27 protein-coding genes, 7 pseudogenes and 1 riboswitch are annotated in these 26,995 nt (G+C 67.0%); of the genes and pseudogenes, 21 read left to right on the forward strand and 13 right to left on the reverse strand.

All coding sequences use genetic code 11. The features are described from left to right. Window positions 1–130: 130 nt before the first annotated feature. The 4 genes from GNX96_RS47365 (at window position 131) to GNX96_RS00270 (ending at window position 3,442) form a co-directional block, all read left to right on the forward strand. Entirely contained in the window at window positions 131–265 is a 135-nt protein-coding gene (locus GNX96_RS47365; RefSeq protein WP_279578882.1) for a hypothetical protein, read from the forward strand. After that, window positions 226–1,596, forward strand: coding sequence for a PucR family transcriptional regulator (locus GNX96_RS00265; RefSeq protein ID WP_163566576.1), 1,371 nt, complete (start codon window positions 226–228; stop codon window positions 1,594–1,596). The genes GNX96_RS47365 and GNX96_RS00265 overlap by 40 nt, the downstream gene beginning before the upstream one ends. A 161-nt stretch (window positions 1,597–1,757) precedes the next feature. Continuing rightward, a complete protein-coding gene (locus GNX96_RS47370) occupies window positions 1,758–2,030 on the forward strand; it encodes a hypothetical protein (protein ID WP_279578883.1) in 273 nt (90 codons plus the stop codon). Window positions 2,031–2,044: 14 nt separating this feature from the next. Continuing rightward, window positions 2,045–3,442, forward strand: a complete 1,398-nt coding sequence (locus GNX96_RS00270; RefSeq protein WP_279578884.1) for a glycoside hydrolase family 3 protein — start codon at window positions 2,045–2,047, stop codon at window positions 3,440–3,442. Here GNX96_RS00270 and GNX96_RS00275 read toward each other — a convergent pair whose 3' ends face one another. The 12 genes and pseudogenes from GNX96_RS00275 to GNX96_RS47390 all read right to left on the reverse strand — a co-directional run bounded on the left by GNX96_RS00275 (window position 3,443) and on the right by GNX96_RS47390 (window position 11,132). After that, the gene (locus GNX96_RS00275) at window positions 3,443–3,796 is read right to left on the reverse strand and encodes a hypothetical protein (RefSeq protein WP_163566577.1); all 354 of its coding nucleotides are present in this window, start codon (window positions 3,794–3,796) and stop codon (window positions 3,443–3,445) included. Between the two features lie 103 nt (window positions 3,797–3,899). After that, window positions 3,900–4,016: pseudogene (locus GNX96_RS62030) on the reverse strand (TetR family transcriptional regulator); the annotation flags it as partial. A 9-nt stretch (window positions 4,017–4,025) separates the two neighbouring features. Next, a complete protein-coding gene (locus GNX96_RS47375) occupies window positions 4,026–4,214 on the reverse strand; it encodes an SRPBCC family protein (RefSeq protein WP_279578885.1) in 189 nt (62 codons plus the stop codon). After that, window positions 4,211–4,492, reverse strand: a complete 282-nt coding sequence (locus GNX96_RS47380; RefSeq protein ID WP_279578886.1) for an SRPBCC family protein — start codon at window positions 4,490–4,492, stop codon at window positions 4,211–4,213. Before GNX96_RS47380 ends, GNX96_RS47375 begins: the two co-directional genes overlap by 4 nt. Continuing rightward, window positions 4,489–4,707, reverse strand: coding sequence for an ArsR/SmtB family transcription factor (locus GNX96_RS62035; RefSeq protein WP_390623866.1), 219 nt, complete (start codon window positions 4,705–4,707; stop codon window positions 4,489–4,491). Before GNX96_RS62035 ends, GNX96_RS47380 begins: the two co-directional genes overlap by 4 nt. A 395-nt stretch (window positions 4,708–5,102) precedes the next feature. Further along, a pseudogene (locus GNX96_RS00295) lies at window positions 5,103–6,514 on the reverse strand (acyl-CoA carboxylase subunit beta). Window positions 6,515–6,530: 16 nt separating this feature from the next. After that, window positions 6,531–7,758, reverse strand: a pseudogene (locus GNX96_RS00300) (beta-ketoacyl-[acyl-carrier-protein] synthase family protein). Continuing rightward, on the reverse strand, window positions 7,758–8,003 hold the full coding sequence (locus GNX96_RS00305; RefSeq protein WP_163566578.1) for an acyl carrier protein: 246 nt from the start codon (window positions 8,001–8,003) through the stop codon (window positions 7,758–7,760). The pseudogene GNX96_RS00300 and the gene GNX96_RS00305 overlap by 1 nt, the downstream one beginning before the upstream one ends. A 49-nt stretch (window positions 8,004–8,052) precedes the next feature. Then, window positions 8,053–8,997: a beta-ketoacyl-ACP synthase III gene (locus GNX96_RS00310; protein WP_163566579.1), complete on the reverse strand. Its 945-nt coding sequence runs from the start codon at window positions 8,995–8,997 to the stop codon at window positions 8,053–8,055. A gap of 5 nt (window positions 8,998–9,002) precedes the next feature. Further along, window positions 9,003–9,954 (reverse strand): annotated as a pseudogene (locus GNX96_RS00315) (ACP S-malonyltransferase). A 78-nt stretch (window positions 9,955–10,032) separates the two neighbouring features. Continuing rightward, complete coding sequence (locus GNX96_RS47385) at window positions 10,033–10,704, reverse strand: PucR family transcriptional regulator (protein ID WP_279579035.1); 672 nt, start codon at window positions 10,702–10,704, stop codon at window positions 10,033–10,035. Beyond that, entirely contained in the window at window positions 10,596–11,132 is a 537-nt protein-coding gene (locus GNX96_RS47390) for a hypothetical protein (protein WP_279578888.1), read from the reverse strand. Before GNX96_RS47390 ends, GNX96_RS47385 begins: the two co-directional genes overlap by 109 nt. 118 nt (window positions 11,133–11,250) lie before the next feature. On the opposite strand from GNX96_RS47390, the gene GNX96_RS00325 reads away from it, so the two are divergent. The 12 genes and pseudogenes from GNX96_RS00325 to GNX96_RS60765 all read left to right on the forward strand — a co-directional run bounded on the left by GNX96_RS00325 (window position 11,251) and on the right by GNX96_RS60765 (window position 22,956). Further along, window positions 11,251–11,706, forward strand: coding sequence for a MaoC family dehydratase (locus GNX96_RS00325; protein ID WP_163566581.1), 456 nt, complete (start codon window positions 11,251–11,253; stop codon window positions 11,704–11,706). A 44-nt stretch (window positions 11,707–11,750) separates the two neighbouring features. Beyond that, window positions 11,751–12,538: pseudogene (locus GNX96_RS00330) on the forward strand (HpcH/HpaI aldolase/citrate lyase family protein). A gap of 785 nt (window positions 12,539–13,323) precedes the next feature. Then, entirely contained in the window at window positions 13,324–13,797 is a 474-nt protein-coding gene (locus GNX96_RS47395) for a LacI family DNA-binding transcriptional regulator (protein ID WP_279578889.1), read from the forward strand. Further along, window positions 13,752–14,342 (forward strand): substrate-binding domain-containing protein, encoded by a 591-nt coding sequence (locus tag GNX96_RS47400; protein ID WP_279578890.1) that lies wholly within the window; start codon window positions 13,752–13,754, stop codon window positions 14,340–14,342. Before GNX96_RS47395 ends, GNX96_RS47400 begins: the two co-directional genes overlap by 46 nt. 211 nt (window positions 14,343–14,553) lie before the next feature. Then, window positions 14,554–15,132, forward strand: a complete 579-nt coding sequence (locus GNX96_RS47405) for an ABC transporter substrate-binding protein (protein ID WP_279578891.1) — start codon at window positions 14,554–14,556, stop codon at window positions 15,130–15,132. Window positions 15,133–15,289: 157 nt separating this feature from the next. After that, window positions 15,290–15,901, forward strand: coding sequence for a type 2 periplasmic-binding domain-containing protein (locus GNX96_RS47410; protein ID WP_279578892.1), 612 nt, complete (start codon window positions 15,290–15,292; stop codon window positions 15,899–15,901). A 66-nt stretch (window positions 15,902–15,967) separates the two neighbouring features. Then, on the forward strand, window positions 15,968–16,900 hold the full coding sequence (locus GNX96_RS00345) for a carbohydrate ABC transporter permease (RefSeq protein ID WP_279578893.1): 933 nt from the start codon (window positions 15,968–15,970) through the stop codon (window positions 16,898–16,900). Further along, the gene (locus GNX96_RS00350) at window positions 16,897–17,784 is read left to right on the forward strand and encodes a carbohydrate ABC transporter permease (RefSeq protein ID WP_163566582.1); all 888 of its coding nucleotides are present in this window, start codon (window positions 16,897–16,899) and stop codon (window positions 17,782–17,784) included. The genes GNX96_RS00345 and GNX96_RS00350 overlap by 4 nt, the downstream gene beginning before the upstream one ends. A 31-nt stretch (window positions 17,785–17,815) precedes the next feature. Next, window positions 17,816–20,305, forward strand: coding sequence for a CBM35 domain-containing protein (locus GNX96_RS00355; RefSeq protein ID WP_163566583.1), 2,490 nt, complete (start codon window positions 17,816–17,818; stop codon window positions 20,303–20,305). 19 nt (window positions 20,306–20,324) lie between these two features. After that, window positions 20,325–21,943 (forward strand): annotated as a pseudogene (locus GNX96_RS00360) (glycoside hydrolase family 13 protein). A 46-nt stretch (window positions 21,944–21,989) separates the two neighbouring features. Next, window positions 21,990–22,715, forward strand: a pseudogene (locus GNX96_RS00365) (LacI family DNA-binding transcriptional regulator); the annotation flags it as partial. Window positions 22,716–22,782: 67 nt separating this feature from the next. Next, a complete protein-coding gene (locus GNX96_RS60765) occupies window positions 22,783–22,956 on the forward strand; it encodes a substrate-binding domain-containing protein (RefSeq protein ID WP_313885560.1) in 174 nt (57 codons plus the stop codon). Here GNX96_RS60765 and GNX96_RS00370 read toward each other — a convergent pair. Beyond that, window positions 22,934–23,578, reverse strand: coding sequence for a nicotinamide mononucleotide transporter family protein (locus GNX96_RS00370; RefSeq protein WP_163566584.1), 645 nt, complete (start codon window positions 23,576–23,578; stop codon window positions 22,934–22,936). The genes GNX96_RS60765 and GNX96_RS00370 overlap by 23 nt on opposite strands. Before the next feature lie 71 nt (window positions 23,579–23,649). After that, a riboswitch (FMN riboswitch) is annotated at window positions 23,650–23,780 on the reverse strand. Window positions 23,781–23,942: 162 nt separating this feature from the next. Here GNX96_RS00370 and GNX96_RS00375 point away from each other — a divergent pair. Genes GNX96_RS00375 through GNX96_RS00385 form a run of 5 tightly spaced genes read left to right on the forward strand, consistent with a single transcriptional unit; the run spans window position 23,943 to window position 26,994 of the window. Beyond that, the gene (locus GNX96_RS00375) at window positions 23,943–24,809 is read left to right on the forward strand and encodes a 3-oxoacyl-ACP synthase III family protein (protein ID WP_279578895.1); all 867 of its coding nucleotides are present in this window, start codon (window positions 23,943–23,945) and stop codon (window positions 24,807–24,809) included. Beyond that, the gene (locus GNX96_RS47415) at window positions 24,739–24,951 is read left to right on the forward strand and encodes a 3-oxoacyl-[acyl-carrier-protein] synthase III C-terminal domain-containing protein (protein WP_279578896.1); all 213 of its coding nucleotides are present in this window, start codon (window positions 24,739–24,741) and stop codon (window positions 24,949–24,951) included. Before GNX96_RS00375 ends, GNX96_RS47415 begins: the two co-directional genes overlap by 71 nt. Next, complete coding sequence (locus GNX96_RS47420; protein WP_279578897.1) at window positions 24,948–25,343, forward strand: hypothetical protein; 396 nt, start codon at window positions 24,948–24,950, stop codon at window positions 25,341–25,343. Before GNX96_RS47415 ends, GNX96_RS47420 begins: the two co-directional genes overlap by 4 nt. After that, window positions 25,340–26,098, forward strand: a complete 759-nt coding sequence (locus GNX96_RS00380) for a cytochrome P450 (protein WP_279578898.1) — start codon at window positions 25,340–25,342, stop codon at window positions 26,096–26,098. The genes GNX96_RS47420 and GNX96_RS00380 overlap by 4 nt, the downstream gene beginning before the upstream one ends. Next, window positions 26,089–26,994, forward strand: a complete 906-nt coding sequence (locus GNX96_RS00385) for an NAD-dependent epimerase/dehydratase family protein (RefSeq protein ID WP_163566585.1) — start codon at window positions 26,089–26,091, stop codon at window positions 26,992–26,994. The genes GNX96_RS00380 and GNX96_RS00385 overlap by 10 nt, the downstream gene beginning before the upstream one ends. Window position 26,995 lies beyond the last annotated feature (1 nt).

Consider the following 26,995-nt stretch of genomic DNA (forward strand, 5'->3'; position numbering starts at 1 on the left):
GACCTGCCGCATTCCGCCTCCCACAGCCAGCCCATGTGCTGGGCACGCTAGAGAATCCCGACATACCGGGTAAATGTTCACCTGCACCATGATTGCCGAGTCGCGTTGTGCATCCGTACAGTTAGCGGCCATGGCGCTGACCGTTCGGGACGTGTTGGCCGAGCCGGACCTGGGCATCGGCCTGGTCAGCGGTGAGCCGGACGCGCTGACCAGGCCGTCCGCTGGGTGGCCGTCACCGAGCTGGCCGACCCGCGGCCGTTCCTGACCGGCGGTGAGCTGGTGCTGACCACCGGCCTGCGACAACGCGGCGCGGCGAGCCAGCGGGAGTTCGTCCGGCGGCTGGCCGAGCGGGACATCGCCGCGCTCGGTTTCGGCGTCGGGCTGAGCCATCCGCAGGTCCCGGCCGGCACCCTGGAGGCGGCCCGCGCGGCCGGCATGGTGGTGTTGGCGGTGCCGTACGAAACACCGTTCATCGCCGTCGACCGGTTCGTCGCCGATCGGGTGCTGGGGGAGCATTTTGGCCGGGTGCAACGGCTTCTGGACAACCATGACGTGCTGGCCCGGGCGCTGCTGTCCGGGCAGGGGATGGGTGCGCTGGTCGCCGCGCTGCGGCAGATGATCGACGCGCCGGTGATGGTCGCCGACCAGCAGGGCACCGTGCTTGCGTCGGCGCCAGCCAAGGCCGCCTGGCCGGTCGAGCAGCTCGGCCGGCTGAGCCGTACGGCCGCGACGCAGGACCTCACCGTCTACCCGGTCGAGGTCGAGAACTTCGTGGTGGCCTATTTATGTACGCGGCGCTCCGCGGACGTACTGCCCTACGCGGTGTCGTTGGTCGGCCTGGAGGTGGCCCGCCGCCAGGCGGTGCTGTCCGGCCAGCGCCAGCTCGCCGGGCAGGTGCTCGCCGATGTGGTACGAGGGACCGTGACGGCCGCCGACGCCGACCGGCGGCTGGGCACTTATGGCATCCAGGCGGCGGGCAGTCACGCGATCGTGCTGGCGATCCCCGAGGAGCAGCCGCGCGGCTCCGAGCTGATCCGCCGGCTCACGTACAGTCCCCTGCCGCTGCCCGAGGTCGTCACCGCCGTGGTGGACGGCGGCCTGGTGGCGGTGCTGCCGGCCGGCCAGCCCGCGGACGAGGCCGCCCACCTGCTGCATGGCCAGGTTCGTCAGCTCGGCGGGCAGGCCCGGATCGGGATCGGCGGCTGGTACGCCGGCGTGAGCGGCCTGCGGTGGAGCTATTACGAGGCGCGGGAGGCCGCGAGCCGCGGGCTTGGCGTCAACGAACGGGCTCCGATGAGCCTCTCCGGCCTGATCCTGGCCAGCGAAGACGTGCCGCTGCGCGACCTGGCCGCGGATGTGTTGCGGCCGCTGGTCGACTTCGACGCGGCTCACGATGGCGCCCTGATCGTCACGTTGCGGGCGTTTCTGGACGCGAACGGCTCGGTGGGTACGGTCGCGCAGCGGCTGATCCTGCATCGCAACACGGTCCGCTATCGGATCGCCCAGATCGAGAAGCTGACCGACCGCTCGCTCGCCGACACCGCCGACCGGGTGCAGTTCTGGCTGGCCCTGACCGCGGCCCGCCTCACGGAGTAACCCCTTGTCGGGAGGGTGCCCTGTTTGTCGCCCCCAGAGCGTCACCTTCGCGAGGATCCCGCCCAACCGGCGGCGGCGGTCGTACGTCTTAAGACCCGATGACTAACCGACAATCTGGACCCCCGCGCGCCCCGGCTGGGTGGCTGTCCCACACTGGTCCGATGCGAAGAAGTGTGCTGGTCACAGCGGTGTTGTTGGTCGGCGCGCTGGTGGTCGCCGGCTGCGGGCAGAAACCGGGTGGCGCACCGGGCCCGTCCGTCAGTCCGTCCGTCGCGTTGCCCGCCGATCCGGACGCGCGTGCCGCCGCGATCGCGTCCCGGCTGTCCGATGTGGACGCGGTCGGGCAACTGCTGGTGCCGTTCGTCTACGGGCAGGACGCGACCAGTGTTTCGGCCAGCACGGCCAAGGAAAAAACAACGCGAAGTACGGGGTAGCCACCCCGGCCGCGGTGATCGCGAAATACCGGCTGGGCGGGTTGATGCTGGTCCGGCAGGCCAGCGACGACCCGACCGCGGACACCAACCCGACCTCCAACGTCACCTCGCCAGCACAGATCCTGCGGCTGACTACCGGCCTGCAGACGGCCGCCACGAAGCTGCCCGCCGGCGTACCGCTGCTGATCGGCACGGACCAGGAACACGGCTCGGTCACCAGGATCCGGGACGGCGTCACGCTGCTGCCGGCTCAGATGGCGTTCGGCGCGGCCGGCCAGCCGGCCCTGACCGAAGCGGCCGCTGCGGTGTCCGGTCAGGAGTTGCGCGCGCTCGGCCTGAACGCCGACTTCGCGCCGGACGCGGATGTGACCGAGGGCGCCGACAACACCGTCATCGGCTCGCGTTCTTTCGGCAGCGACCCCACCCTCGTCGGCGAACAGGTTGCCGCGGCCGTACGAGGTTATTCCGCTGCCGGGATCGCCTCGACTCTCAAACATTTCCCGGGCCACGGACACACCAATGTGGACAGTCACGAGGGTCTGCCGATTTTGCGGCAGAGCAAGGCTTCCCTGATGGCCAACGATGTCGCGCCCTTCCAGGCGGGCATCGCGGCGGGGGCGCCGATGATCATGTCGGGTCACCTGGACGCGGAGGCGATCGATCCGGGCACGCCAGCCACCCTCAGCCACAAGGTGCTGACAGATCTTCTGCGTAACCAGTTGGGTTTCAAGGGCGTCATCATCACCGACTCCATGACGATGCCACCGGTGACGAAGAAATACGGCGAGGGTGAGGCGGCCGTGCTGGCCATCCTGGCTGGCAATGACATGTTGTTGACCCCGGAAAACCTCGGGGTCGCGCAGCAGGCGCTGCTGGCCGCGATCAAGTCCGGCCGGCTGCCACGGGCCCAGGTGAACGCGTCGGTGACCCGGATCATCGCCCTGAAACTCAAGGAAGGCGCCACCGCGCAGCCAGCGCTGTCCACTGTGGACATCGCGGCTCACCAGGCGCCGGTGGACCGGGCAGCCGCCGCTGGCATCACCCTCTACAAGGGCAACTGCTCAGGTCCACTGGTATCCGGACCGGTCGCCATCTCCGGTGGATCGTCGCAGGCTCGCGACGCGCTGGGCAAGGCACTGGAAAGCGACGGCATCACCACGTCGGCCACCGGCACGAGCCGGATTTTCCTGACTGGGTACGGGGACACCAAGGCGGACCTGCAAGCCGCCGACGTCACGGTCGCGACGGATTCCCCGTACTTGCTGGGATCCGCTCGCTCCAAGACCTTGCTGGCCACCTACGGCACCGCGCCGGCCTCGATGCGGGCGCTCGCGGCCGTGCTGGCCGGCAAGGCGAAAGCCCCCGGCCAGTCCCCGGTCAAGGTCACCGGCCTGCCCGCCACCGCCTGCTGATCACCGTTGGGTGTCCTTTGTGGACGGTGTCGAGTCGATCAACCGGAACAGGCTGTCGCGGATGGACAGGCGTTCGGCGCGGTCCAGGGTCAGGGTGCCCAGTGCCTGGTTGAGCCAGAGGCCGTCGAGGGTGAGCTGGACGACCAGCGCGGTGCCGGCGTCCGCGCCCTGCGCGAGCGCGGCCCCTATCGTACGAGTGTTGGCGGCGCGGGCACCGTCGAGAATGGCCGGATTGTCGTCGGCGGCAAGTAACAGCACCCGCAGCAACGCGACATCCGGTCCGGTCCGCGTCCGCGCCCTCGGCCAGCACGCCCCACTCGACGTAGCGCCGGAGCCAGTCCCCGTCGCCGGCATGCTCGGCGATCGTGCGGCCCACCTCGTCGTGCAGGTATTCCACGACGGCGCCGAGCAGGCTGACCTTTGTCTTGAAATGGTAGAAAAAGCCGCCCTTGCTGATGCCGGCCTCGGCCGCCACCAAGTCGACACTCAGCCGACTGACGCCGTCGCGGGTGATGACTCGTACGGCGGCGTCCAGGATCTTCGCGCGGGCGTTCTCGTACTGACGGGGGGCCACGGTCGCATACTACACCGACTGGTCGGTATACTCTCGGTCGGCGTCCAGAACGGCGCTGAAGGCACGTTGCACGTGGCTGCGCCAACCGCCGTTCATGATCCGCCGGGACAGCTGGTGGGTAGCGTTGTCCGGGTCGAAGCCGCGGTGTTCCAGCAGCACCCGGGTGCCGCGGCCGTCCGGCGTCAGGTCCCAGGTCACGTGCTGTCCAGCGTGTTGACGCCCTGCCCGCCCCGCCAGCTGATGCTCAGCCGTCGCAGCGGCACCAGCTCCAGGACCTCGCAGGCGATGTCGCCGGAGAACTCGACCTGGTCGACCGGGCGCGTCTTCATGGTGAACTTGTGCCCCACTCGGGGCTCGAAGTCGTTGGGCATCAGCCAGCGTGCCATCAGCTCCGGGACGGTGAGGACCCGCCAGACCCGTTCGACCGGGTGTGGAAAGAACTGGTCTACCTGGATCGTGGTCAGGTCCTCGCTCATGTGTCGTCCTCGTTTTCCGCTATCTCATCCAAAACCGAGCCCATCGCGGTCAGCCGGTCGCGCCAGAAGCGTTCGTACGGGCTGAGCCACTCCTGTAACTCGTGCAGCGGCCCCGCATCCACGCCGTAGTAGCGAAACCGGCCGTCCCGGCGCTCTTCGACCAGGCCGCAGTCCCGCAACACCTTCAGGTGCTCGGAAACGCTGGGACGTGCCATGTCGAACCGGGCCGCGGGCCGCGATGTCGGCCACCGTCCGCGGACCCCGCAGGAGCAGATCCAGCACGTCTCGCCGAGTGGGGTTCGCCAGTGCCCCGAACACCCGGTCGGTGACCGAGTCCTTGGCCCGCTGCGGCATGCGAACCCCTTTCGCTTGAGGGGTCCGATATTAAGTAGGAAGTGTCCTACCTGTCAAGAAGAAGGTCGCCGTGACGGCTTCGACCGGAGGGAGTCGGCGAAGCCGTCACGGCGAGTGTGGAGTCGCTTAATCGCGAAGTCCCCGCGAAAAGAGTATCGGCGGCCCGCCGAGAACGGAATAATTTTGGACGTACTGGTGACATTTGTCAGCCAGGAAGCCAATCTCGACCGTCCTTTGTGGACAGTTGACGGGTCGGTTACAGCGGAATGTTCCCGTGCGCGCGCCGCGGCCGGCCGGCGCGGCGGCGAGCGCCTCGGCGAGCCGTCGGCGGGTGGCGGTCGGCTGTACGACCGCGTCCACGACACCGATCTCGATGGCTTGTTCGACGCCGCCGGCGGCCCGCTCCTGCTCGGCAATCAGCTTCGTACGCAACGCTTCCCGCTCTCGCATCGGTGTCGCGGCGAGCTTCTTGCGGTGCAGGATCCCGACCGCGGCCGGGGCGCCCATCACCGCGACTTCCACGTCAGGCCAGGCGAAAACGGCGGTCGCGCCGAGCGAACGCGAGTTCATCGCGATGTACGCGCCGCCGTAAGCCTTACGGGTCACCAAAGTCACCCGCGGCACGACGGCTTCGGAGAAGGCGTGCAGAAGTTTGGCGCCGCGGCGCACGACCCCGTCCCATTCCTGGCCGACGCCAGGCAGATAGCCGGGCACGTCCACGAGGACGACGAGCGGAATGCCGAGGGCGTCACACATGCGTACGAACCGGGCCGCCTTCTCCGCGGAGGTGGCGTCCAGGCAGCCGCCCAGCCGCAGCGGGTTGTTGGCGACTACCCCGACAGTACGTTTGGCGAGCCGGCCCAGACCTGTCACGATGGTTCGGCGCCCACTTGCTGTGCAGCTCGATCATCGGCTCGTCCAGCACCGCGTTGGCCAGCGGTTTCACGTCGTACGCAAGATGGGACCGGGCCGGCAGCAGGGCCCGTAAATCGGCGCCGTCGACCGGCAGGTCGACCGGCGAGAAGCGGCCCGGACGGGCCAGCAGGGCGGTGAGCTCACGTGCCTTGTCGTTGGCCGCGGCCTCGGTTTCGGTGACGATGTGGACGACCCCGCTGCGCCGGCCGTGCGCCTCGGGGCCGCCGAGGTGCTCCATATCGACCTGCTCGCCGGTGACGCTCTTGACGACTTCGGGGCCGGTCACGAAAACCCGGCCCGCCGGGCCCATGATCACGATGTCGGTCAGCGCCGGCCCGTACGCGGCGCCGCCGGCCGCCGGGCCGAGCACTACGGAGATCTGCGGGACCCGGCCGGACGCGCGGATCATCGCGGCGAAGACCTCCCCGACCGCGTCGAGGGCATGGACCCCCTCGTGCAGCCGGGCGCCGCCGCCGGAATGCCAGAGGCCGATGATCGGGACCCGCTCGCGGACCGCGAGGTCGATGGCGTCCACGATGTGCCGGCACCCCTCGGTGCCCATCGCGCCGCCCATTTTTTGGTGCCGTCGGTCGCGTACGCCACGACCGGGTTCCCGTCGATCAGGCCGCGCGCCGACGTGGCACCGGAAGCGTCCCGGCCGGACACCTCGACCATGGTGCCGGGATCGAACAGCGCGGCGAGCCGCACGTCCGGATCCCGGAAATCGACCTGGGCGGCCGACACCATGGTCATCGTTACGGCTCTCCTCTTACGGCTTGGTGAAAGCGAGCGCCACGTTGTGGCCGCCGAAGCCGAATGAGTTGTTGAGCGCCGCGTCGATGGTGAGCTTGCGCGGCTCGACCCGTACGACATCGAGCGAGAGCGCGTCGTCGGGGTCCTCGAGGTTCGCCGTCGCCGGGATCACCCCGTGGTGGATCGACAGGATGGTCGCGATCGACTCGACCGCGCGGCACCGCCCAGCAGGTGGCCGAGCATTGACTTGGGCGCGGTGAGCACCACGTCGGCGCCAACCGCGGACCGGATCGACAACGTCTCGGGCATGTCGCCGACCGGCGTACTGGTCGCGTGCGCGTTCACATGCGAGATGTCCGAGCCCTTCAGCCCAGCGTCTTCGATGGCCTGCGCCATCGCGCGGGCCTGGCCTTCGCCGGACGGGTCAGGCTTGACGATGTCGTAGCCGTCGGCCGTCACACCGGCGCCAGCCAGCCGCGCGTAGATCCGCGCGCCGCGGGCGACCGCGAAGTCTTCACGTTCGAGTACGAGTGCGCCGGCGCCCTCACCGAGGACGAAGCCGTCGCGGCCCTTGTCGAACGGGCGGGACGCGCGTTCGGGCTCGTCGTTGCGGGTCGACATGGCCTGCATCTGGGCGAAGCCGGCCAGTGGCAGCGGGTGGATGACGGCCTCGGCGCCACCGGCGACGATCACGTCGTACCGGCCCGAGCGCAGCAGGTCGAGAGCGCGAGCGCGATCGACTCGGAGCTGGACGCGCAGGCGCTCACGGTGGAGGACACCCGGCCCTTGGCGCCGAGCTCCAGACCGACCCACGCGGCCGGACCGTTGGGCATCAGCATCGGGATGGTCCGCGGGGACACCGCCCGTACGCCCTTGGTCTCCAGGATGTCGTCCTGTTCGAGCATGCTCAGCGCGCCACCGATGCCGGTGCCGAACGCGACCGCGAGCCTGATCGGATCGACCTCGGGAGCGCCGGCGTCAGCCCACGCTTCCTGGGCGGCCACCACCGCTACCTGCTCGGAGCGATCCATCCGGCGCGCCTTCACCCTGGCCAGCTTCTCGATCGGCTCCTGCGCCAGCGAGGCGGCGATCCGGACCGGCAGCTGGGCGGCCCAGTCCTGGGTGAGCGGGCGTACGCCCGACCTCCCGGCGAGCAGGCCTTCCCAGGTGGTGGCGACGTCGCCACCGAGCGGGGTGGTGGCACCCAGCCCGGTGACGACGACTCCGATGGAGGGCACAGCCATCAGGCCTGAGCCTTGTCGATGTAGCTGACCGCGTCGCCGACCGTACGCAGGTTCTGCACGTCGTCGTCGGGGATCTTGATGTTGAACTTCTCCTCGGCGGCCACAACGACCTCGACCATGGAGAGCGAGTCGACGTCGAGGTCGTCGATGAACGCCTTGTCGTCCTGCACGTCGTCGGGGGCGACGTCGGCGATCTCCTCGAGGATCTCGGCGAGGCCGGTGCGGATCTCGTCACGCGATGCCACTTGGTGGTTCCTTTCGTGTGGTGCTGGATATTTGGGGTAGATGGCCCGGTCAAGGACTGAGAACGACCTGGCCGGCGTAGGTGAGCCCGCCGCCGAAGCCCAGCAGCAGAACCGGAGCGCCGGACGGTATCTCACCACGCTCGATCATTTTGGACAGGGCCATCGGGATCGACGCGGCGGAGGTGTTGCCCGATTCGACAATGTCCCGGGCGATCACCGCGTTGGCCGCCCCGAGCTTGCGGGCGACGGACTCGATGATCCGCAGGTTTGCCTGATGGGGCACGAAGGCGGCCAGTTCACTTGGCTGGACTCCGGCCCGCTCACAGATCTCCTTGGCGATCGGCGCGAGTCCCGTCGTCGCCCACCGAAAGACCGACTGGCCCTCCTGGTAGATGTGGTTGCGCTCGGTCATCCCGATCATCGTGCTGGGCTCGCTGCCCCAGGAAACCGGTCCGATCCCGGGCGTGTCGCTGGCGGTCACCACCGCCGCTCCAGCGCCGTCGGCGAAGATGATGCACGTCGACCGGTCCTCCCAGTCGATCACGTCGGAGAGCTTCTCCGAGCCGATCACCAGAACGTTGCGGGAGGCGCCGGCTCGGATGGCGTGGTCGGCGGCGGCCAGCGCGTACGAGAATCCCGAGCACGCCGTGTTGATATCGATCGCGGCCGGCTTGATGCCCAGCTCGATCGCGACCCGGGCGGAGGCGTTCGGGATGGGGATCAGGTCGGTGCAGCTGGCGACGATCAGCGTGTCGATGTCGGTCGGCGCGAGTCCGGCAGCGGCGAGCGCTTTGGGGGCGGCCGCCACCCCCATGCTGACCACGGTCTCTTCGGGGCCGGCGATCCGGCGGCTGACGATGCCGACCCGGTCCCGGATCCACGCGTCGTTGGTGTCCACTCGCTGCGACAGCTCGTCATTGGTCACCACCCGGGCCGGCTGGTAGTGGCCCAGGGCGACGATCCGCCCGTACGACTGCGTTTGCACAACCTGCATTCGTGTCACGCTCCTGCGGTGTTCGAGCTGGTGGAGCCGCGGTGCCGGGCCGCGAGGTCCACGGCGGCGGGCAGGTCGGCGGGGGTGTTGACGGTGACGATCTCGATGCCCTTGAGCACCCGCTTGGCGATGCCGGCGAGCGTGCCGGCCGGCGGCAGCTCGATCATCGCGGTGACGCCCAGCTCGGCGAGGGTGGCCATGCAGAGGTCCCAGCGCACCGGCGAGGTGACCTGTCGGACGAGCCGGGTCACCATCTCGGCGCCAGTCGCGACGGCTTTCCCGTCCGCGTTGGACAACAGCAGCCGGCTCGGGTCGGCGGGGGTGATGCCGCCGGCGAGCGCCTCCAGGGCCTCGCGGGCCGGCGCCATGTAGTGCGTGTGGAACGCGCCGGCGACGGCCAGCGAGCGTACGCGCGCACGCTCCGGCGGGGCCGCGGCGAGCTTCTCCAGGCCGTTCAGGGAGCCGGCGGCGACGATCTGACCGGCGCCGTTGCGGTTGGCGGCGGTCAGGCCGGCGGCCTCGATGGCGGCCAGCACGTCCGCCTCCTCGCCGCCCAGCAGCGCGGTCATCCCGGTCGGTTCGGCCTCGCAGGCGGCGGCCATCTGGCGACCTCGTACGCCGGCCAGGGCGACCGCCGTCTCGGTGGACAGGACGCCGGCCATCGCCGCCGCGCCCAGCTCACCGACGCTGTGGCCGGCGACTACCGCGGCATCGCCGACCGGCAGCGCGGCGGCGGCGACCAGCGCGGCCGCGGTGAGCAGCGGCTGGGTGGTCGCGGTGTCCTTGATCGCGTCGGCGTCCGCCTCGGTGCCCAGGTGGACGAGGTCGAGCCCGCTCAGCGCGGACATCCAGCGCAGCCGCGCGGTCGCGCGCTGGGCGCCGTCCCAACCGGACAGCCAGGGGAGCAGGAAACCGGGCTTCTGCCCCCCCTTGTCCGGGCGCGACGATGGCAAGCACCCCTTAACACTGCGGGTCAACGCCCGTTCAGCTCCATGCTGAGCGGGACCAAAGGCTGGGACGCAGTTTGTAGGTGTCCTACAAGTCGGGCTCGTCGAGGCGGCCGAAAGCCAGCGCGAGTCGGAGACTGAATGCATCCCGAGGCACTGTGGGACTAAGACCACACACCTCGCCGATCCGGCGCAGCCGGTAACGAACCGTATTCGAGTGTACGAACAGGACGCGGCTCGCCGCCTCCAGCGCGCCGCCGGTGTCCAAGTACGCCGTGAGGGTGTCGATCAGCCCGCCACCGGCCGCTTCCAGTTCGGCGTACACGCTGGTCAGCTCGCGTCTGGCCGCCTCGTCGCCGGACAGCACCCGCTCGGGCAGCAGGTCCGCCGCGGCCACCGGTCGGGGCGCGGTCGGCCACGCCGGAATGGCCCGGATGCCCGCGAGCGCGCGCGCTCTCGCCGAGGCCGGCGCGCCACCGAGGTCTTGTACGGGATGGCCAACCACGACCGGTCCGTCGCCGAATTCGCCGAGCAGCGCGCTGGCCGCCTTGAGGACGTTCTCGGAGACGCTCGAACCGCCGAACACCACAACCAGCCGTCCGCCGTGCACGCCGGCGAGGATCTCGATGCCGGCGTTGCGGCCGGCCCGCGTCACCGAGTCCAGGACCTCGTCGGCGTCGGCCTCGGGCGTACCGCCGATCGCGACCGCGACCGGCGCGATGTCCGTCCAGCCGAGCGCGGCGGCCCGGCTGTTGAGCAGGTCGGCGCTCTCGTCGCCGCCCGCAGCAGCAGGGTGTCGACCAGCAGGGCCTGCAACCGGGCGTCCCACGCGCCGCGCGTCTCGGCGACTCGCGCGTACACCTGCGCGGCGGCGAAGGCGACCTCGCGGCTGAAGACGAGCACGGCCTCTTTGAGCGCGCGTTCCTCGCCGGCCGCCGCGATCCACGGGACCTGCTCCTCGACGACCTCGACAGTGACCTTGACCATGGCCACCACCTGCTGCAACGTGACTGCGCGCGCGAGATAGCGGGGCGCCGCGCCAAAGACCAGCCCGGTCGCCTCCAGCGGGTCCTCGTCGGGCCGGCGGAGCCACTCGGTCAGCGCAGCTACTCCGGCCTGCGCGACCAGCGTGATCCAGGACCGCTGGTCGGCCGGCAGCGACCGGAACCACGGCAGCGTCTCGTCCATCCGGGCGACACTCTGGGTCGCGCGCGAGCGCGCCAGAGGACCGCTCGAGCTTGCGGATGGTCGCTTCCAGCGGGTGTGGCGGCGGGCGTTCGGGCACACGACCCATACCCTGCCACCTATGGGACTGTGGTTCGAGGAACTAGAGGTAGGCAGGGTTGTTCATCACGCCATCAGGCGGACGGTGACCGAGACGGACAACGTGTTGTTCTCGACGCTGACGATGAACCCGCAGCCGTTGCACCTGGACGCCGAGTTCTCCGCCGGTACGGAGTTCGGCCAACGCCTGGTGAACAGCATGTTCACCGTCGGGCTGGTGGTCGGCATCGCGGTACCGGAGCTGACGCTGGGCACCACGGTGGCGAACCTAGGCTTCGGGAAGATCGACTTCCCGGCGCCGGTCTTCCACGGCGACACGCTGCGAGTCGAGACCGAGGTCGTCGTCGAGGCCCGGGCGTCCCAGTCGCGGCCGGACGCCGGGATCGTCACTTTTGAACACCGCTCGTACAACCAGCGGGACGAGTTGGTCTGCCGGGCGCGGCGGGCCGCTCTGATGCACCGCAGGCCCGCCTCGTGAGAATGCGCAGCCTGTTCTTCGTACCTGGTGGCCGCGCCGCCGACATGATCGCCAAGGTGCCGCGTTTCGCCCCGGACGTGGCCGTTGTCGATCTCGAGGACGCCGTACCGGTCGCGGACAAGGAGTCGGCGCGGGCGGTGGCGGTCCAGGCTTTGTCCACTTTGGACACTTCAGTGCCGATGCTGGTACGGGTCAACGCAACTGACACGCCGTGGTTTCTTGATGACGTGGCGGCTGTCGCTCCGCTTGGGCTGGCCGGTCTGGTGTTGCCGAAGCTGGAACGTCCTGCTGACTTGGAAATGCTCCGATCGGCGCTTTCGTCGGCTGGATGGGAGCCGTCGGTTGTGGTCGCTGGGTTGGAAACCGCTCTCGGTGTTGCCGATGCCCGGGTTTTGATTGCTCCGCCGGTTACTGCTGTGTTTTTTTTGGTGCCGAGGACTATTCGGTCGATATGGCTGGGCGGCGTACGGCTGGCGGGTTGGAGGTCTTGTACGCCCGCAGCCAGGTTGTGTTGGCCGCTCGGCTCGCCGGGGTGCCGGCTGTTGATCAGATTGTCGCGTCCGTACGTGACTCGGATGCCTTCCTGGCTGACGCTGCGGTGGGGCGGGATCTCGGGTATGCGGGGAAACTGTGTATCCATCCAAGCCAGGTTTCTCTCGCCCATTCTGTTTTTACGCCTTCTGAGGCGGATGTTGCGCATGCTCGCGCTGTCCTGGAGGCGCATCGGGCTGCTGCGGTTGGTGGCTCCGGTGCCGCTGTTGTTGACGGCCAGATGATCGATGAACCGCACGTACGCTTGGCGACGGCGACGCTTCAGGCCGCGGGGGAGTAGCGCGGGCTCGAAGGTCAAGACCTTGCCCTTCGGGCGGAGCCTCAAGGATGACTGGGTTTGGCGAGGCGTGTTGCGTAGGTGGGTAGTTGGCGTCTGGTTCGTTCTCCCTGTCGGCGCCTGAGGGCTAGCACGTTTCTGGGCCGGGCGGCGGAGCTTGGGTGCGTGGTGGCGTTGTGTTTGCCGCCACCCGGCCCAGAAAAACGTGCCAGGGCTGTGCCCGCCGACGGGGGGAGAACGAACCAGTCGCCACTTTTGTCAGAGCCTCGGTGTTCGCTCGATTTCGGGGGGGCGCTTTTTCGTGGGGCTGGAGTGACTCGTGTGACTTCGGGGCGAGATTGTCCAGATGGTGGGACGCGTCTCCCGGCCTGTGGCATTTTATCTGGTCAGGTACATTCCATGGTTACCAGAGTGGCTAATGTGACCAATTCCTACGGCCGGTCACCGGATTTGGGTACATGTCCGCCCACCTATGTCCGATTGTAACTTTGCTGCCCTCCTGAATTGATCCAGAAGGCCAACAGCGTCCCAATCGGACATACCCACGGCAGGTATCCGCGCTCAAACCAGTGACGGAGCGTAAGGTGCGGAAAGCCGCCGAGTTGGGGTGCCTGGGGTTGCTTTTGAACAAGCAGACCAGCCACCCACCTACGCACCAATAGACCGCAGATCCAGTTCTTCCTTGAGGCTCCGCCCGAAGGGCAGGTCTTGACCTTGACCTTTCGCGCACGCAAGCCAGTCTGCAAGAGGTGTCGAGTTTTTGCGTAGAGGACGGTAGGCTCGATGACGTGACGAGGCTTTCGGCGGTGGCGAAGTATGCGGGCGTGTCGGAGGCGACGGTTAGTCGGGTGCTGAACGGCAAGCCTGGGGTCGCCCAGGTGACGCGGGAGTCGGTGCTGACGGCGCTGGATGTGTTCGGGTTCGTACGGCCGCAGCCGTTGCGTCGGGAGGGCGGACGGCTGATCGGCTTGGTGTTGCCTGACCTGCAGAATCCGATTTTTCCGGCGTTTGCCGAGGTTGTCGGGGTGGCGCTGATCCAGCGAGGGCTCGTGCCGGTGCTGTGCACCCGTACGTCCGACAGTGTGTCCGAGGCGAACTACATCGAGATGCTGCTTGCCCAACGTGTTGGCGGCATCATTTTTTTTGTCGGCAGCAGCTACGCCGACGCCGGTGCCGAGCAGGGCCGCCAGCTCTCACCGCACGAAAGTTGCCGATCGTGCTGGTCAACGCTGCAGACGAGAACCTGGACGTGCCGCGGGTGAGTGTCGACGACGCCGGTGCCGCGCGGCAGGCGTTTGAGCACTTGGCGGGTCTGGGGCACCGGAACATCGGGTTGATTCTCGGCCCGACCGGGCACCTTCCCTCGGTCCGCAAGCTGGCCGGTTTTGTCGAGTTCTGCCAGGCCAGCGGCGTGCCGGCGGACAACGGGCTGGTTGATCACACGGCGTTCACGGTGGAGGGCGGGCGTGGCGCGGCGAACCGGCTGATCGCGGCGGGCGCGACCGCGCTGGTGTGTGCCAGTGACGCGCTTGCGCTCGGGGCGATCCGGGCCGCGCGCCGGCGCGGCCACGACGTGCCTCGGGACATTTCGGTCATCGGGTTTGACGATTCGATGTTCATGGCGGTCACCGATCCGCCGCTGACGACCCTGCGCCAGCCCGTCCGGGCGATCGCGGCGGCCGCCGTGACGTCGCTGATGTCGCAGCTCAACGGGGACGTGGTCAACCGCAACGAGGTGTTGTTCGAGGCGGAGCTGGTGGTCCGCGGAACGATCGGACCTTGCCGGTTGCGTCCCGAAGTTGCATAGTTACGCAAGCTTCTGACGATCGATTCTCAAATTTTTGCGTTGGAACGATAGACGTAGCCTCGATTGCTGTCCTATCCTGCTCGCACACCGCGGTCGTAACCTCCCAGCGATCTGGACGCAATACGCAGTCAACAAACGCCGACACGTAGCGCCGGCGGACTCCCTGGTCACTTGTTGCCCTGGCGTGTGCGCATGAAGGGGACCGGAGTCCATGAAAAACGGCATACAACGCAAAATCGCGGTCGTACTGGCAGGTGCCGCGATCACCCTGACAGGGGCCTGCGACGCCGGCCAGCCGGCCGCGGACGGGATCGTGACGATCACCGTCAACGGCCTTCCGCCGAGCACCGACCCGCTCAACCGCGCGAACTTCCAGGCCGACCTCAAGACATTCCAGGCCCAGCACCGCGATATCAGGATCATCGCGCACGAAGGTTTCATGGATCCCCAGACGTTCGCTGCGAAGCTCGCTGGTGGGCAGCTGGAGGACGTCTTTTACGTCTATTTCACCGACACCCAGTCTGTGATCGCCAAGCACCAGGCCAGCGACATCACGTCGGAGTTGGCCGGCATACCGGCGGTCAAGGACATAAAACCGCAGCTGATGAAGGTCTTTTCGGACTCTGCCGGCAAAGTTTACGGCCTGCCTTCGGCCAATTACTCTCTCGGACTGATTTACAACCGTATGTTGTTCAGCAAGGCTGGTCTTGATCCGAACAAGCCGCCGACCAGTTGGGCGGACGTACGCGCCGACGCCAAGCGGATCTCGGCGCTCGGCGGCGGGGGGTGAACGGATATGGCGACTACAGTAAGTCAAACACCGGCGGCTGGCATTTCACCGCTGAGCTCTATTCAGTGGGCGGTGAGCTCGCGGTCCAACAGGCGGAGTATGGAAAGCGGCGTTCAACAATGACAGAGGCCGTCAGGTTCTCCAACAACTGCACGACATGCGTTTTACCGACAACAGCATGGGGGAGCGCCAGCTGCTGCAGTATGCCGACCTCCTGCAGGCGATGGCGGCGGGAAAACTCGGGATGTACGTGGGATCGGCCGACAACATTCCCACCATTGTCGACCAATACAAGGGAACGTACACAAATTACGGGTTGGGTTCCATTCCCGGCGGTCAGGCCACCCTCGGCGGTGGTGATGGCTACATGTTCAAGGCGGGCCTCAGTCCTGCGCAGATCAAGGCTGGCCTCGCCTGGCTGAGTTTCAAGACGGTAAACCCGGACCGCATCGCTTCGGACAACCAGAAAGCGGCTGCGAAGGGGCGGCCGGTCGGGCTGCCTGAACCGAACATCTGGACCGGAGCGTCCGAACGTAAACTCCTGGACGCCACCAAAAAGTACGCCACTGTGCCAACCCAGAACTTCGCGCCCTTTGTGGCCGGCAACGCCACCGTGACCCTCCGGCTGGAACCGCCAGATGCGCAGCAGGTCTACGCCGTGCTCGACACCGCGATGCAGAAGGTGCTCACCGATCCGAATGCGGACATCACCCAACTTCTGAATACCGCCGAAACGCAGGTCAACCAGATTCTCGCCACCGTCAAGTGACCGGCGGCCGGCAGTGCAGAGGAGGTCGAAATGGTGTTACAGGCACCGGACATCGTTGAGAAACCGGTGACAGCTCGCATGACGACCGTTCCGCGCGGTTCCGTTCGCAACCGTACGCGGCTGCGTCGCAAGCTCGCCGACAACGCGCAGGCGTACGTCTTCCTCGCCGCCGGCCTGCTGTGCTTTGCTTTGTTCTCCTGGTATCCGCTGGTCAAAGGCATTGTTCTGAGCTTTCAGCAGGACAATTTCGTGACCGCTCCCAGCTGGGTCGGCCTGGACAACTATCGGGCCGTCCTGGCCGACCCGCTGTTCGCCACGGCGTGGATCAACACGCTGGAGTTCACCGGCCTCGCCTTGCTGTTCGGCTATGCGGTGCCTTTTGTGGTGGCCCTGGTCATCAACGAGTTCCGGCACGCCAAGGGGCTCTTCCGGATCGCCGTCTACCTGCCGGCGATGCTCCCGCCCATTGTCAGCGTGCTGCTCTGGAGATATTTCTACGACCCGGGATCGGGTCTGTTCAACGCGATTCTCTCGTTCGTGCACCTGCCGCCCGGGGGCTGGACCCAGTCGCCGCGAATGGCGATGATCTGCCTGGTCCTGGTCTCCACGTGGTCCAACATGGGTGGTGCCACGATCATGTACCTGGCGGGCTTGGCGAATATTCCCGCCGAGCTTTACGACGCCGTCGAGCTCGATGGTGCGTCGATCTGGCAGCGGATCAGGCACGTGACGATCCCGCAGATGCGGTTTGTGCTACTTGTCCTGCTGCTCCTGCAGATCGTTTCCACCATGCAGGTCTTCATCGAGCCGTACCAGCTCACGCACGACCAATCCGGCCACCATCACCGTGATGATCCTGATCTACCGGTACGCCTTCACGGTCAACAACGACTTCGGCATGGCGGCCGCGATGAGCGTGCTGCTTTTCCTCGTACTGGCCGGATTCTCCGCCCTCTACCTGCGCCTGACGAGTCGGCCGGAGTAAGGAGCCCGATATGAGTACGACCGCCCGTACGCTGATCTCTGACGCCGACCTGCGCCGACGTCACGGAAAACTGGTCTATCGCCTCGGTTTTGCCGGAATGGCGATTCTATTCGTGCTGATTTTTGTGTTCCCGCTTTACTGGATGTTCGTCAGCGCGGTCAAGACACCGGTCGAACTGGCCCAGCCCACCCCGACCCTGATCCCGCATGAGTGGCATTTTGAGACTTTCCTCGTCGCGTGGCAAAAACTGGAGATCGGTCACTTCATGCTGAACACCGCCCTCTACGCGGTCGGCGGCTGGCTGATCCAGTTGACCGTCGACGTGGCGGCGGCGTACGCGTTGTCCAAGCTGCGTCCGTTGTTCGGAAACGTGATTCTCGCTGCCATGCTCGCGTCGTTGATGCTGCCGGCGGCAGCCCTGCTGGTGCCGGCGTACCTGACGGTCGCCAACGTGCCGATCATCGGCGTGAACCTGCTCAACACGCCATGGGCGCTGTGGCTGCCGGCAGCCGCGAATGCCTTCAACGTCTACATTCTCAAACGTTTTTTCGACCAGATCCCCAACGACCTGCTGGACTCGGCCAGTATCGACGGCGCCGGCCGGTTCCGGATGCTCTGGAACATCGTCCTGCCGCTTTCCCGGCCGGTTCTCGCGGTGGTCTCGATTTTTGCGATCATCGCGTCCTGGAAGGATTTCCTCTGGCCGCTGCTGGTGCTGCAGGATCCTCAGTCGCAGACCATCAGCGTCGCGCTCAGCCGGCTCTCGTTTGCCAGCTATGTCACCCAGAACGAGATGTTCGCCGGTCTCGCGCTCGCCAGTATCCCGCTGATCGTCGTCTTCCTGATCTTCCAGCGCAGCATTCTCAGCGGACTGTCGGCCGGCGCGCTCAAGGGATAAAAACCGTCCCATCACAGGCAAGGAGTCAGCAATGAAGCCCCATCGCTCAACTCCAGCTCTGCTCGTCGCCGGCTTGGCGGCTGTCGTCGCCCTTGCGGGCGCAGTCCAGCCATCCGCGGCGGCAGCTGCCACCACCACGTACGAAGCCGAATCGGCCAGCCTGTCCGGCGGTGCGGCCGTGGCCACCGACCACACCGGCTACACCGGCAGCGGTTTCGTCGGTGGCTACACCGATACGAACAAAGGCAACGCCACCACCAGTTTCGCCGTCAGTTCGTCATCCGCCTCGATGGCCTCGGTGGCACTCCGGTACGCGAACGGCACCGGCGTGAACATGACGCTCTCGCTTTATGTGAACGGCACAAAACAGCAGCAGATCAGCCTGTCCTCGCCGGGGGATTGGAACACCTGGGGCACCGAAACCGAGTCGGTCTCCCTAAACGGCGGCAATAACACGATCGCGTACAAATTCGACAGCACCGACTCGGGAAATGTCAACCTGGACAATCTCACTGTCACCCCGACCACTCCACCTGGCACGGGCCCGACGTACGACCTGGAGACCGCTTTTGTCTCTGGGGGACCGTCGGTCGCGGCAACCACCGGCGGATTCACCGGAACCGGGTATGTCACCGGTTTTACCGGGGTCGGCGCACGGGCGATCGAAACCGTGAACGCGCCGGCGGCCGGCGCGTACACCGCGACCCTGCGTTTTGCGAACGGCACCGGTGCCACCAAGACGCTCAGTGTCTATCTCAACGGCCTCAAAACCGGCCAGCTGTCCCTGCCTGCTGGCAGTGGTTGGCTGACTGTCGACCAAAACGTGTCCTTGCGAGCCGGTCTCAACCTGATCGGCTATCAGTACGATTCGGGCGACAGCGGCAATGTCTCGCTCGACAACGTCACCGTCGCCGGGTCAGCGGCGCTGGCCAATCGCGGCGCGACCGTGCCATACACCGAGTACGAAGCCGAGTCCGGCAGCACAAACGCCTCGGTCATCGGACCGGACCGTACCTATCTCACCCTTGCCTCGGAGTCCTCTGGCCGGCGTGCCGTCCAGCTCAGCAGCACCGGTCAGTACGTGCAGTTCACTCTCACCAAACCGACGAACTCGATAGTGTTGCGCTATGCCATTCCGGATAACGCGGCTGGTACTGGCATCACCGCCCCACTCGCGCTTTACGCCAACGGAAACAAAATTCAGGACCTGAGCCTGAGCTCGACGTACAGTTGGGTCTACGGCGCCTATCCGTACAACAACGATCCGGCCGGCGGCTCGGGTCACCATTTCTACGACGAAATTCGGGCTCAGATTGGCAGCTGGCCAGCCGGTACGGTCCTGAAGCTGCAAAAGGACGCCAGTTCCACAGCCTCCTACTACGCGATCGATCTCATCGACACCGAACAGGTCGCGGCGGCCCTCGCGATGCCGGCGAACTACCTTTCGATCACCTCGTACGGCGCGGTCGCCAACGACTCCGGTGACGACACTTCGGCGATCAACTCGGCCATCTCGGCCGCCCAGTCGCAGGGCAAGGGTGTGTGGATTCCGGCCGGAACCTTCATCACGACCAGCCGCTTTAACGTATCGGGCGTCAGCATTCGCGGCGCCGGCCCGTGGTACTCGACACTGCGAGGAACAAACGGGAAAGGCGGTTTCTACGGCACCGGCGGAAATGTACAGCTCGCCGATTTCACCTTCGCTGGGGACGTACGCTATCGCGACGACCAGAATTTCGACAGCGCGCTCGATGGGACCTTCGGCGCTGGCTCGCTGGTTTTCAACGTCTGGATAGAACATGTCAAGGTCGGTATGTGGATCGACTCGGGCACCAGCGGGTTTTACGCGGCCGGCGTACGGATCCGGGACACCTTCGCCGACGGAGTGAACATTCACGCGAATGTCAGCAACATCAGGGTGGATCAGAGTGTCACCCGCAACACCGGTGACGACGCGTTGGCGATGTTCTCCGAAGGATCCGCGGTCACCAACAGTGCCTACACATACGACACCGCCACCCTGCCGCTGCTGGCGAACACCGTCGGAATTTATGGCGGCGATGGAAACCGGGTCGAGGACTGTCTGCTCTCGGACACGGTGAACGCGAGTGCCGGTATCGCGATCAGCACCCGGTTCGGCCCGGTTCCTTTCAGCGGTACGACCTCCGTCCAGCGCAACACCCTGACGCGTACCGGTGGATACGAGCCGAACTGGGCGGCCCAGCTCGGTGCCCTGTGGATTTACGCCGACACCGCGGACATCACCGCGCCGGTTCTGGTCAAAGACCTGTCTATTGTGGACAGTCGCTACCAGGGGATCCTGCTCAGCTTCCAAAAGACCATCAGCAATCTCAGTCTCGACCACGTGGCGGTCAACGGCGCCGGTACGTACGGTATCGAGCTCAACGCCGCCGGCAGCGCCACCGTGTCCTATGTGACGGTCACCGGCGCGGCCAGTGGCGGGCTCAACAACCTGACCGGCTACACCCTCATCCGCGGCGCTGGCAACAGTGGCTTCTGACCAACGAAAGCAGGCACCAGTGCCGCACGACAGCACCCGCGACTGGTGGCGTCATGCCGCCATCTATCAGATTTATCCGCGCTCTTTCGCGGACGGGAACGACGATGGTGTCGGTGATCTCGCGGGCATCCGGGACCGGCTCTGGTATCTGCGGGAGCTGGGGATCGACGCGATCTGGCTGAGCCCCTGGTTCCCCTCTCCGATGGCGGATGCCGGCTACGACGTGGCCGACTATCGGGACATTGACCCGGCTTTTGGGACCCTGGCCGCGGCCGAGCAGCTCATCGGTGAGGTTCACCGGGCCGGCATCCGGGTCATCATTGACATCGTTCCCAACCACTGCTCGGATCAGCATGCCTGGTTCCAGCGGGCACTCGCCGAGGGTCCCGGCTCGGCGGCCAGGGAGCTCTTCTGGTTCCGGCCCGGACGCGGCGAAAACGGCGAGCGGCCACCGAACAACTGGAACTCGGTTTTCGGTGGCAGGGCCTGGACCCGGGCCGCCGACGGCGAGTGGTATTTGCACCTGTTCGCGCCTGCGCAGCCCGACCTGAACTGGCGGCACCCGCAGGTGCGAACGGAGTTCGCGGACATCCTCCGGTTCTGGTTCGACCGCGGTGTCGACGGCATCCGCATCGACTCCGCGGCGATGTGCGCCAAGGATCCCGAGCTGACCGACTTCGACCCGGCCACGCCGCCCGACCCGCATCCGTACGTCGATCGCGAGGACATCCACGACATCTACCGGGAATGGCGGCGGATCGCCGACGGCTATCCAGAACCCCGGGCGCTGATCGGCGAGGTGTGGCTCGCTGACAGCGAAAGATTCGCGAACTACCTGCGCGCGGACGAGTTGCACGCGGCGTTCAACTTCGACTTTCTCGGCTGTCCATGGGATCCGAAGATGTTGCGAGCCTGCATCGAAAACACGCTTGCATCGCACGCTCGGGTCGACGCCCCGAGTACGTGGGTCCTGTGCAACCACGACGTGACCCGCACGGTCACCCGTTATGGGCGTACGGACACCGGGTTCGACCACGCTATGCGACAGGCCCGTCATCTCAGCCCCTCTGATGAGGCCACCGGGTTGCGCAGGGCCCGCGCGGCGGCGTTGCTGACGCTCGCATTGCCGGGCTCAGTTTATGTGTACCAGGGCGAAGAACTCGGCCTACCGGAGGTCGAGACGCTGCCGGACGCGGTCCGCCAGGACCCGATGTACGTACGTAGCGGGTGCACCGACCCGGGCCGCGACGGCTGCCGCGTACCGTTGCCATGGTCCGCGCCGCGGCCCCGCGTACGGCTTCGGGGCGGCGCAGCCGTGGCTGCCACCGCCTCCCGGCTGGGCGGCCCGCTCGGTCGCCGCGCAGCGCCCCGATCCGGCCTCGATCCTGCGCCTCTACCAGCGGGCGCTGGCGATCAGGCAGGCAGGCGCAGGCTGGGCTCGGCGACGGGCCGATGAGCTGGCTGGACACCGGCGAGGACGTACTCGCCTTCGGCCGGCCCGGCGACTTCGCCTGCGTGGTCAACCTGTCCGCGGACCCGATCGAGCTGCCACCGCACCGCACGGTCCTGGTCAGCAGCGCGGACCTGGTCGGCGGCCGGTTGCCCAGCGACGCGGCGGCGTGGTTGTGGACGGGCTGACCCGGTGCCTGTCTACCATCGGACGGTGGCAAGGAAACTGGCCGATGTGGCCGAGCATCTCGGGGTCAGCCAGGCCACCGTGTCCCGGGCGCTCAACGGCAAGCCGGGCATCTCCGACGCCACCCGCGCCGCGGTCCTCACCGCCCTGGACGTCCTCGGGTACGAGCGTCCGGCCAAGCTGCGTGGGGAGACCGCGCGGCTGGTCGGCGTCGTGCTGCCGGACATGCAGAACCCGATTTATGCGAGCTTCGCCGAAGCCGTCGCCGGTGCGTTGGCCAAACGGGGAATCACCGCGGTCCTGTGTCCACGTACGGTTGACGGCGTCAACGAGGCCGACTTCGTCGAGTTGCTGATTGAGCAACAGGTTTCGGGTGTGCTGTTCGCGAGCGGCCTCTACCAGTACGCGACGGCATCGAAGGGGCACTACGCGCTGTTACGAGCGCGAAGCCTGCCGACCGTGTTGATCAACGCAGCCGTCCCGGGTTTTGACGTTCCGAGTGTGTGTACGGACGAAGAACACGCGGTCGGCCAGGCGTACAGCCACCTGACCCACCTGGGACACCGCCGCATCGGTGCCGTTCTAGGCCCGCGTGAGCACATGCCGTCGGCTCGCAAACTGGCCGCGTACCGCGCCCTCGGCGGCAGTCCGGAGCTGGTGGCGCACGCGGGGTTCACGATCGAGGAGGGACACAGCGGGGCGCTCCCACTCATCGCGGCAGGTGCGACCGGCGTGATCTGCGGCAACGACGTGCTGGCGATGGGAGCTGTACGAGCCGCCAAAGCTTGGCCGAGAGGTCCCGCGGGAAGTGTCGGTTGTCGGCTTCGACGACTCCGGGCTGATGGCCTACACCGATCCGCCGCTGACCACTGTCCGGCAGCCCATCGTGGCGATGGCGCATGCGGCCGTCGACCTGTTGCTGCGGCAGATCGACGCCGAGGTGGTGCCGACCGACGCGATGCTCTTTGAACCCGAACTCGTCGTACGCGCCTCTACCGCGCCGGCGCCTCGCTAATGGCCTGTGGGGCCTCACGTTGGACGCGGGCGGAGCGGGCCCAGCCGATCCAGCCGTAGATGACCAGGGCGGCGAAGACGACGTATATCGCGGCCGAGAAGTAGAGGTGGCCGGTGATTTGCAGGGGAACGCCCACCGCGTCGACCAGCAGCCAGACCAGCCAGAACTCGACCAGGCCACGGCCCTGGGCGAAGAAGGCAACGGCCGTACCAACGAAGATCCACGCGTCCGGCAGCGGCGCCCAGGAAGCGTTCAAAGCGTTGAGCAACCAGGCGAAACCCAGAGTGCCGAACACCATGATGCCGGCGAGCAGGCCGCGTTCGGGCCAGGTCGATCGGCGTACGGCTATCCCGTAAACGGCGTCACGGTTGTGTTGCCAAGCCCACCAGCCGTAAATCGAGATCAGCAGGATCAGCACGTTGCGGGCGGCGAGGCCGCCCAGATGCGCGGACGCGTAGACGGCGACCAGCAGGACGGTCGCGGCGATTTGTACGGGCCAGGTCCACAAAGTCCGGCGCTGGGCCAGCAGCACGACAGTGAGCGCGCAGATCTGGCCGATCAGCTCGGCCCACGAGATGAACTGGCCGAAGACCGTCAACCCGGTCGTCAACAAGATGTGCACGTCCCGCTCCTTCGCGACAAAAACGCCACGGGGACAGCGGAAGGCGTGCGCGCGTACGGCAGCACCGTCGCGCGTGCGCTGCCTCCCATCCGGACTTTCACCGTCGGTCCCGGAATTCCACCGGATCAACCACTACCTGGCTGGCAGCGGCTCGCGGACTGTCACCGCCGGTTCGGATTTACACCGACCCCGGAGCGCACGAACTCTTACGTGTCGATCTAGCGCCTGCGAGTGTCGCACTATTCCCGGGCGTACGCAGCGATTAAAACCACAGCCCCGACATGCGTGAGTAGTTGTACGCACGCGATGATGCGGCCTTGATGAATACGCTCGCCGCACGACGAGCGGCGAAGGCGGGGCGGCGATGGGCGCACATCTGGCCGGCACTGCGGTGCAGCTGGCGGAGCGGCGGCTGACCACCGCCGAGACCGAGCGGCGGATCCGGGCAGCGAGCGGCACTTTCGGGCCGCCGGAAGGGCTGATCAAGCGGCTGACCGGGATCGAGTCGCGCCATGTGATGGGCGACCATGAGCAGGCCTCGGACCTCGCCGTCGCGGCAGCGCGCAAGTTGCTGGCCGAGACGGGTACGAGCGTGGCCGAAGTCGACTTGTTGCTGTTCGCGTCCGCGAGCCAGGACATGGTGGAGCCGGCGACCGCGCACATCGTGGCGGCCAAGCTGGAGCTGCGATGTCCGGTGATGGATGTGAAGAACGCCTGCAACAGCATGCTGAACGGCATCGAGGTGGCGGACGCGCTGATCGCCACCGGCCGCTATCAGACCGTCCTCGTCGCTGGCGGTGAGGCGCCGTCCCGGGCGGTCCGCTGGAGCGTGCCCGACCTGGCCAGTTTCGTGCGTACCTTCCCCGGCTACACCCTGTCCGACGCGGGGTCGGCGATGCTGCTGACCGCTGGGGCGGCCGGCGAAGGCGTGCTGGGCTGCGGTTTCAGCGCCGACTCCAGCCAGTGGGAGGTGGGTACGCTGCCGTCCGGCGGATCCGCGCACCCGCGGGACGTGGAGTTCTCGTACTTCGCGATGGACGGCGCCCGGATGAAGGCCGCTTTTCTGTCCCTGGGGCCGGAAATCCTGGATGGGACGTTGGACCGGCTCGGCCTGAGCTGGGACGATTTCGCCGTTATTGGTGTGTCATCATCAGGTGTCGATGCCGTATTTGGCGGAGATCTGCCGGCGTACCGGGGTGCCGACCGATCGGCTGGTGATTACCCTGCCTGAGCACGGAAATCTCGCGTCCGCGAGCCTGCCTTTCCAACTGGTCAAGGCTCGAGAACTGGGCCGCTGCGGGCCCGGCGACCTGGTCGCGTTGGTCGGTCTGGCCGGCGGGGTGAGCCTCGGGATCGTGGTGATCCGGCTGTGACGGCCGCGGAGCGGCGCGTCCAGTTCGGCGCTCATCCAGTCGCGTACCCGCTGGTCAGAGGGCTCGGGCTGGTTTACCCAGTGGTACGCGTGCCGCGCGTCGGGGTCGTCGTCAGCGATGCCGCGATCGCCCGCCAGGTGCTGAGCGACCCGGTTTCCTTCACCAAAACCGGTCCTGGCTCGCCGGCGGATTTATGGACGCCGGTGGTGGGGCCGCGGGTGCTGCTCAACATGGAAGGCGCCGAACACGCTGAACTGCGCCGAAAACTCGGCGGACTTTTCACCGCTCGCGCGGTTTTTCTTCCTTGTGCGCGGAGGTGGCGGCGGCTCCGATGGCTTTCCTATCATCCGAGCTGCGGGCCGGCCGTCCGGTTGACGTGGTCTCGGTGGTGAAAGACCTGGCGGGCGCGGTGATTTGCGCGTTGGTCGGCTTGCCGTCGGCCGATCGCGCGGAGTTGGCTCGGGCTTTTGCCGCTGGCACGGCGATGACGTCGATGGTCCGGCTCGGACGGCCGCGGCTGACGCCCAGCCAGGTCGCCCGATGCCGGTCGGTGCTGGCCGACCTGACCGCACCGGCTGTCCGCGCGTACGCGGACGGAGATCCGTCGACGGTCCCGGGCCGGATGCGCGAACTCGGCCTGACCGAATCGGAGGCGCTCGGCGCGGTCGCTGCTTTTGTGTTGACCGGCACCGAAACTCTCGTCTCTTACGTGCCGCGGCTGATCGCCCTGGCGATCGACACCGGCTGGCTTGCCCGACTTTCCCTTGACCGTACGCGCCTTGACGATGTCGTCAACGAAGGTCTGCGATTCACCGTCCCGTCGCCGGTCATGCTGCGTAGTGTGGCGCGTGACGCTTTTGTCGGCGGTAAACGGGTGAAAGCGGGAGAGCGGGTAGTGATCGCGACCATTTCCTGCGCGAAGACGCTCGGTCCGTTCGATCCCGACCGGCCGCATTCGCCGGCGCTGCGCCAGCTCTGGTTCGGCGCTGGCGCGCATTTCTGTCTGGGCATGCCGTTGGCGTACGCCGAGATCCGTACCGTTCTTGAGACTCTGCTAGGCCTTGACGGACTGTCCATTGTGGAGCGTAGGGTGGCCCGGCGAGTGCTGATCCCGGCGTACGAACGATTGGTGGTGCGGTGCGGATAGCCGTCACTGGCGCGACCGGCTTTGTCGGTGGCGCGGTCTGCCAGGCCGCTCGGGCTCGTGGTTGGGAGGTCCACGGCTTCGGCCGCCGCCGCGTCCCGGGCATCGGTCACTGGGACGTCGATTGCGGGGTTTTGGCCGCCCCGCCGGAAGTCGACGCCGTCGTACACGCGGCCGCCGCGGTGACCGACTGGGGCTCACCCGCGAGGGTGTGGAACACCAATGTGGACGGCACCCGGAATGTGGCGCTTTCCTTCCGCGGCAAGCGTTTCGTCCATATCTCGACGGCGAGCGTCTATGACCCGGCCGTGCCGACCGTGGCCGCCGTCGAATCCCGCGCGCCCGTCACTCGATACCTGAACGCCTATGCCGCGTCGAAGGCTTCGGCCGAAGTTCTGCTGTCCCGATGGCCTCACACGATCATCCTGCGACCTCACGCCGTCTACGGTCCGGGCGATCCGACTCTGCTGCCACGAGTCCTGGGCGCGATCCGCGGCCCACATCTTTTCGTCGTCGGCGACGGTTCCGCGTTACATTCCTTGACTTTCCTCGGCAACCTGGTCTCGGCGATCTTGCTCGCGTGCTTGCCGGACGCTCCGGCCGGCACGTACAACATCGCCGACGCCGAGCCGATCTCGCTGAACTCCGCCTTGGAATCACTGATATCCGAACGCAAACTGCCGGTACGTGTACGCCATCTGCCCATCGACGTGAGCTGGGCCGCCGCCGGGTTTCTGGAGTCTGCCCACGCTTTTCTTCGCATTGGTCAATCGCCACGGCTCACCCGCTATGCGATCAGCCACCTGGCGTACGAACGGACGCTGGACCTGACCGCCGCCCGGCAACGCCTCGGCTACCGTCCCACCCCAACCTCCTTCGCCGGCGCCGCCACCTGGTGAC

It is taken from the genome of Fodinicola feengrottensis (assembly GCF_010993775.1).
Taxonomy (GTDB): Bacteria; Actinomycetota; Actinomycetes; order Mycobacteriales; family HKI-0501; genus Fodinicola; species Fodinicola feengrottensis.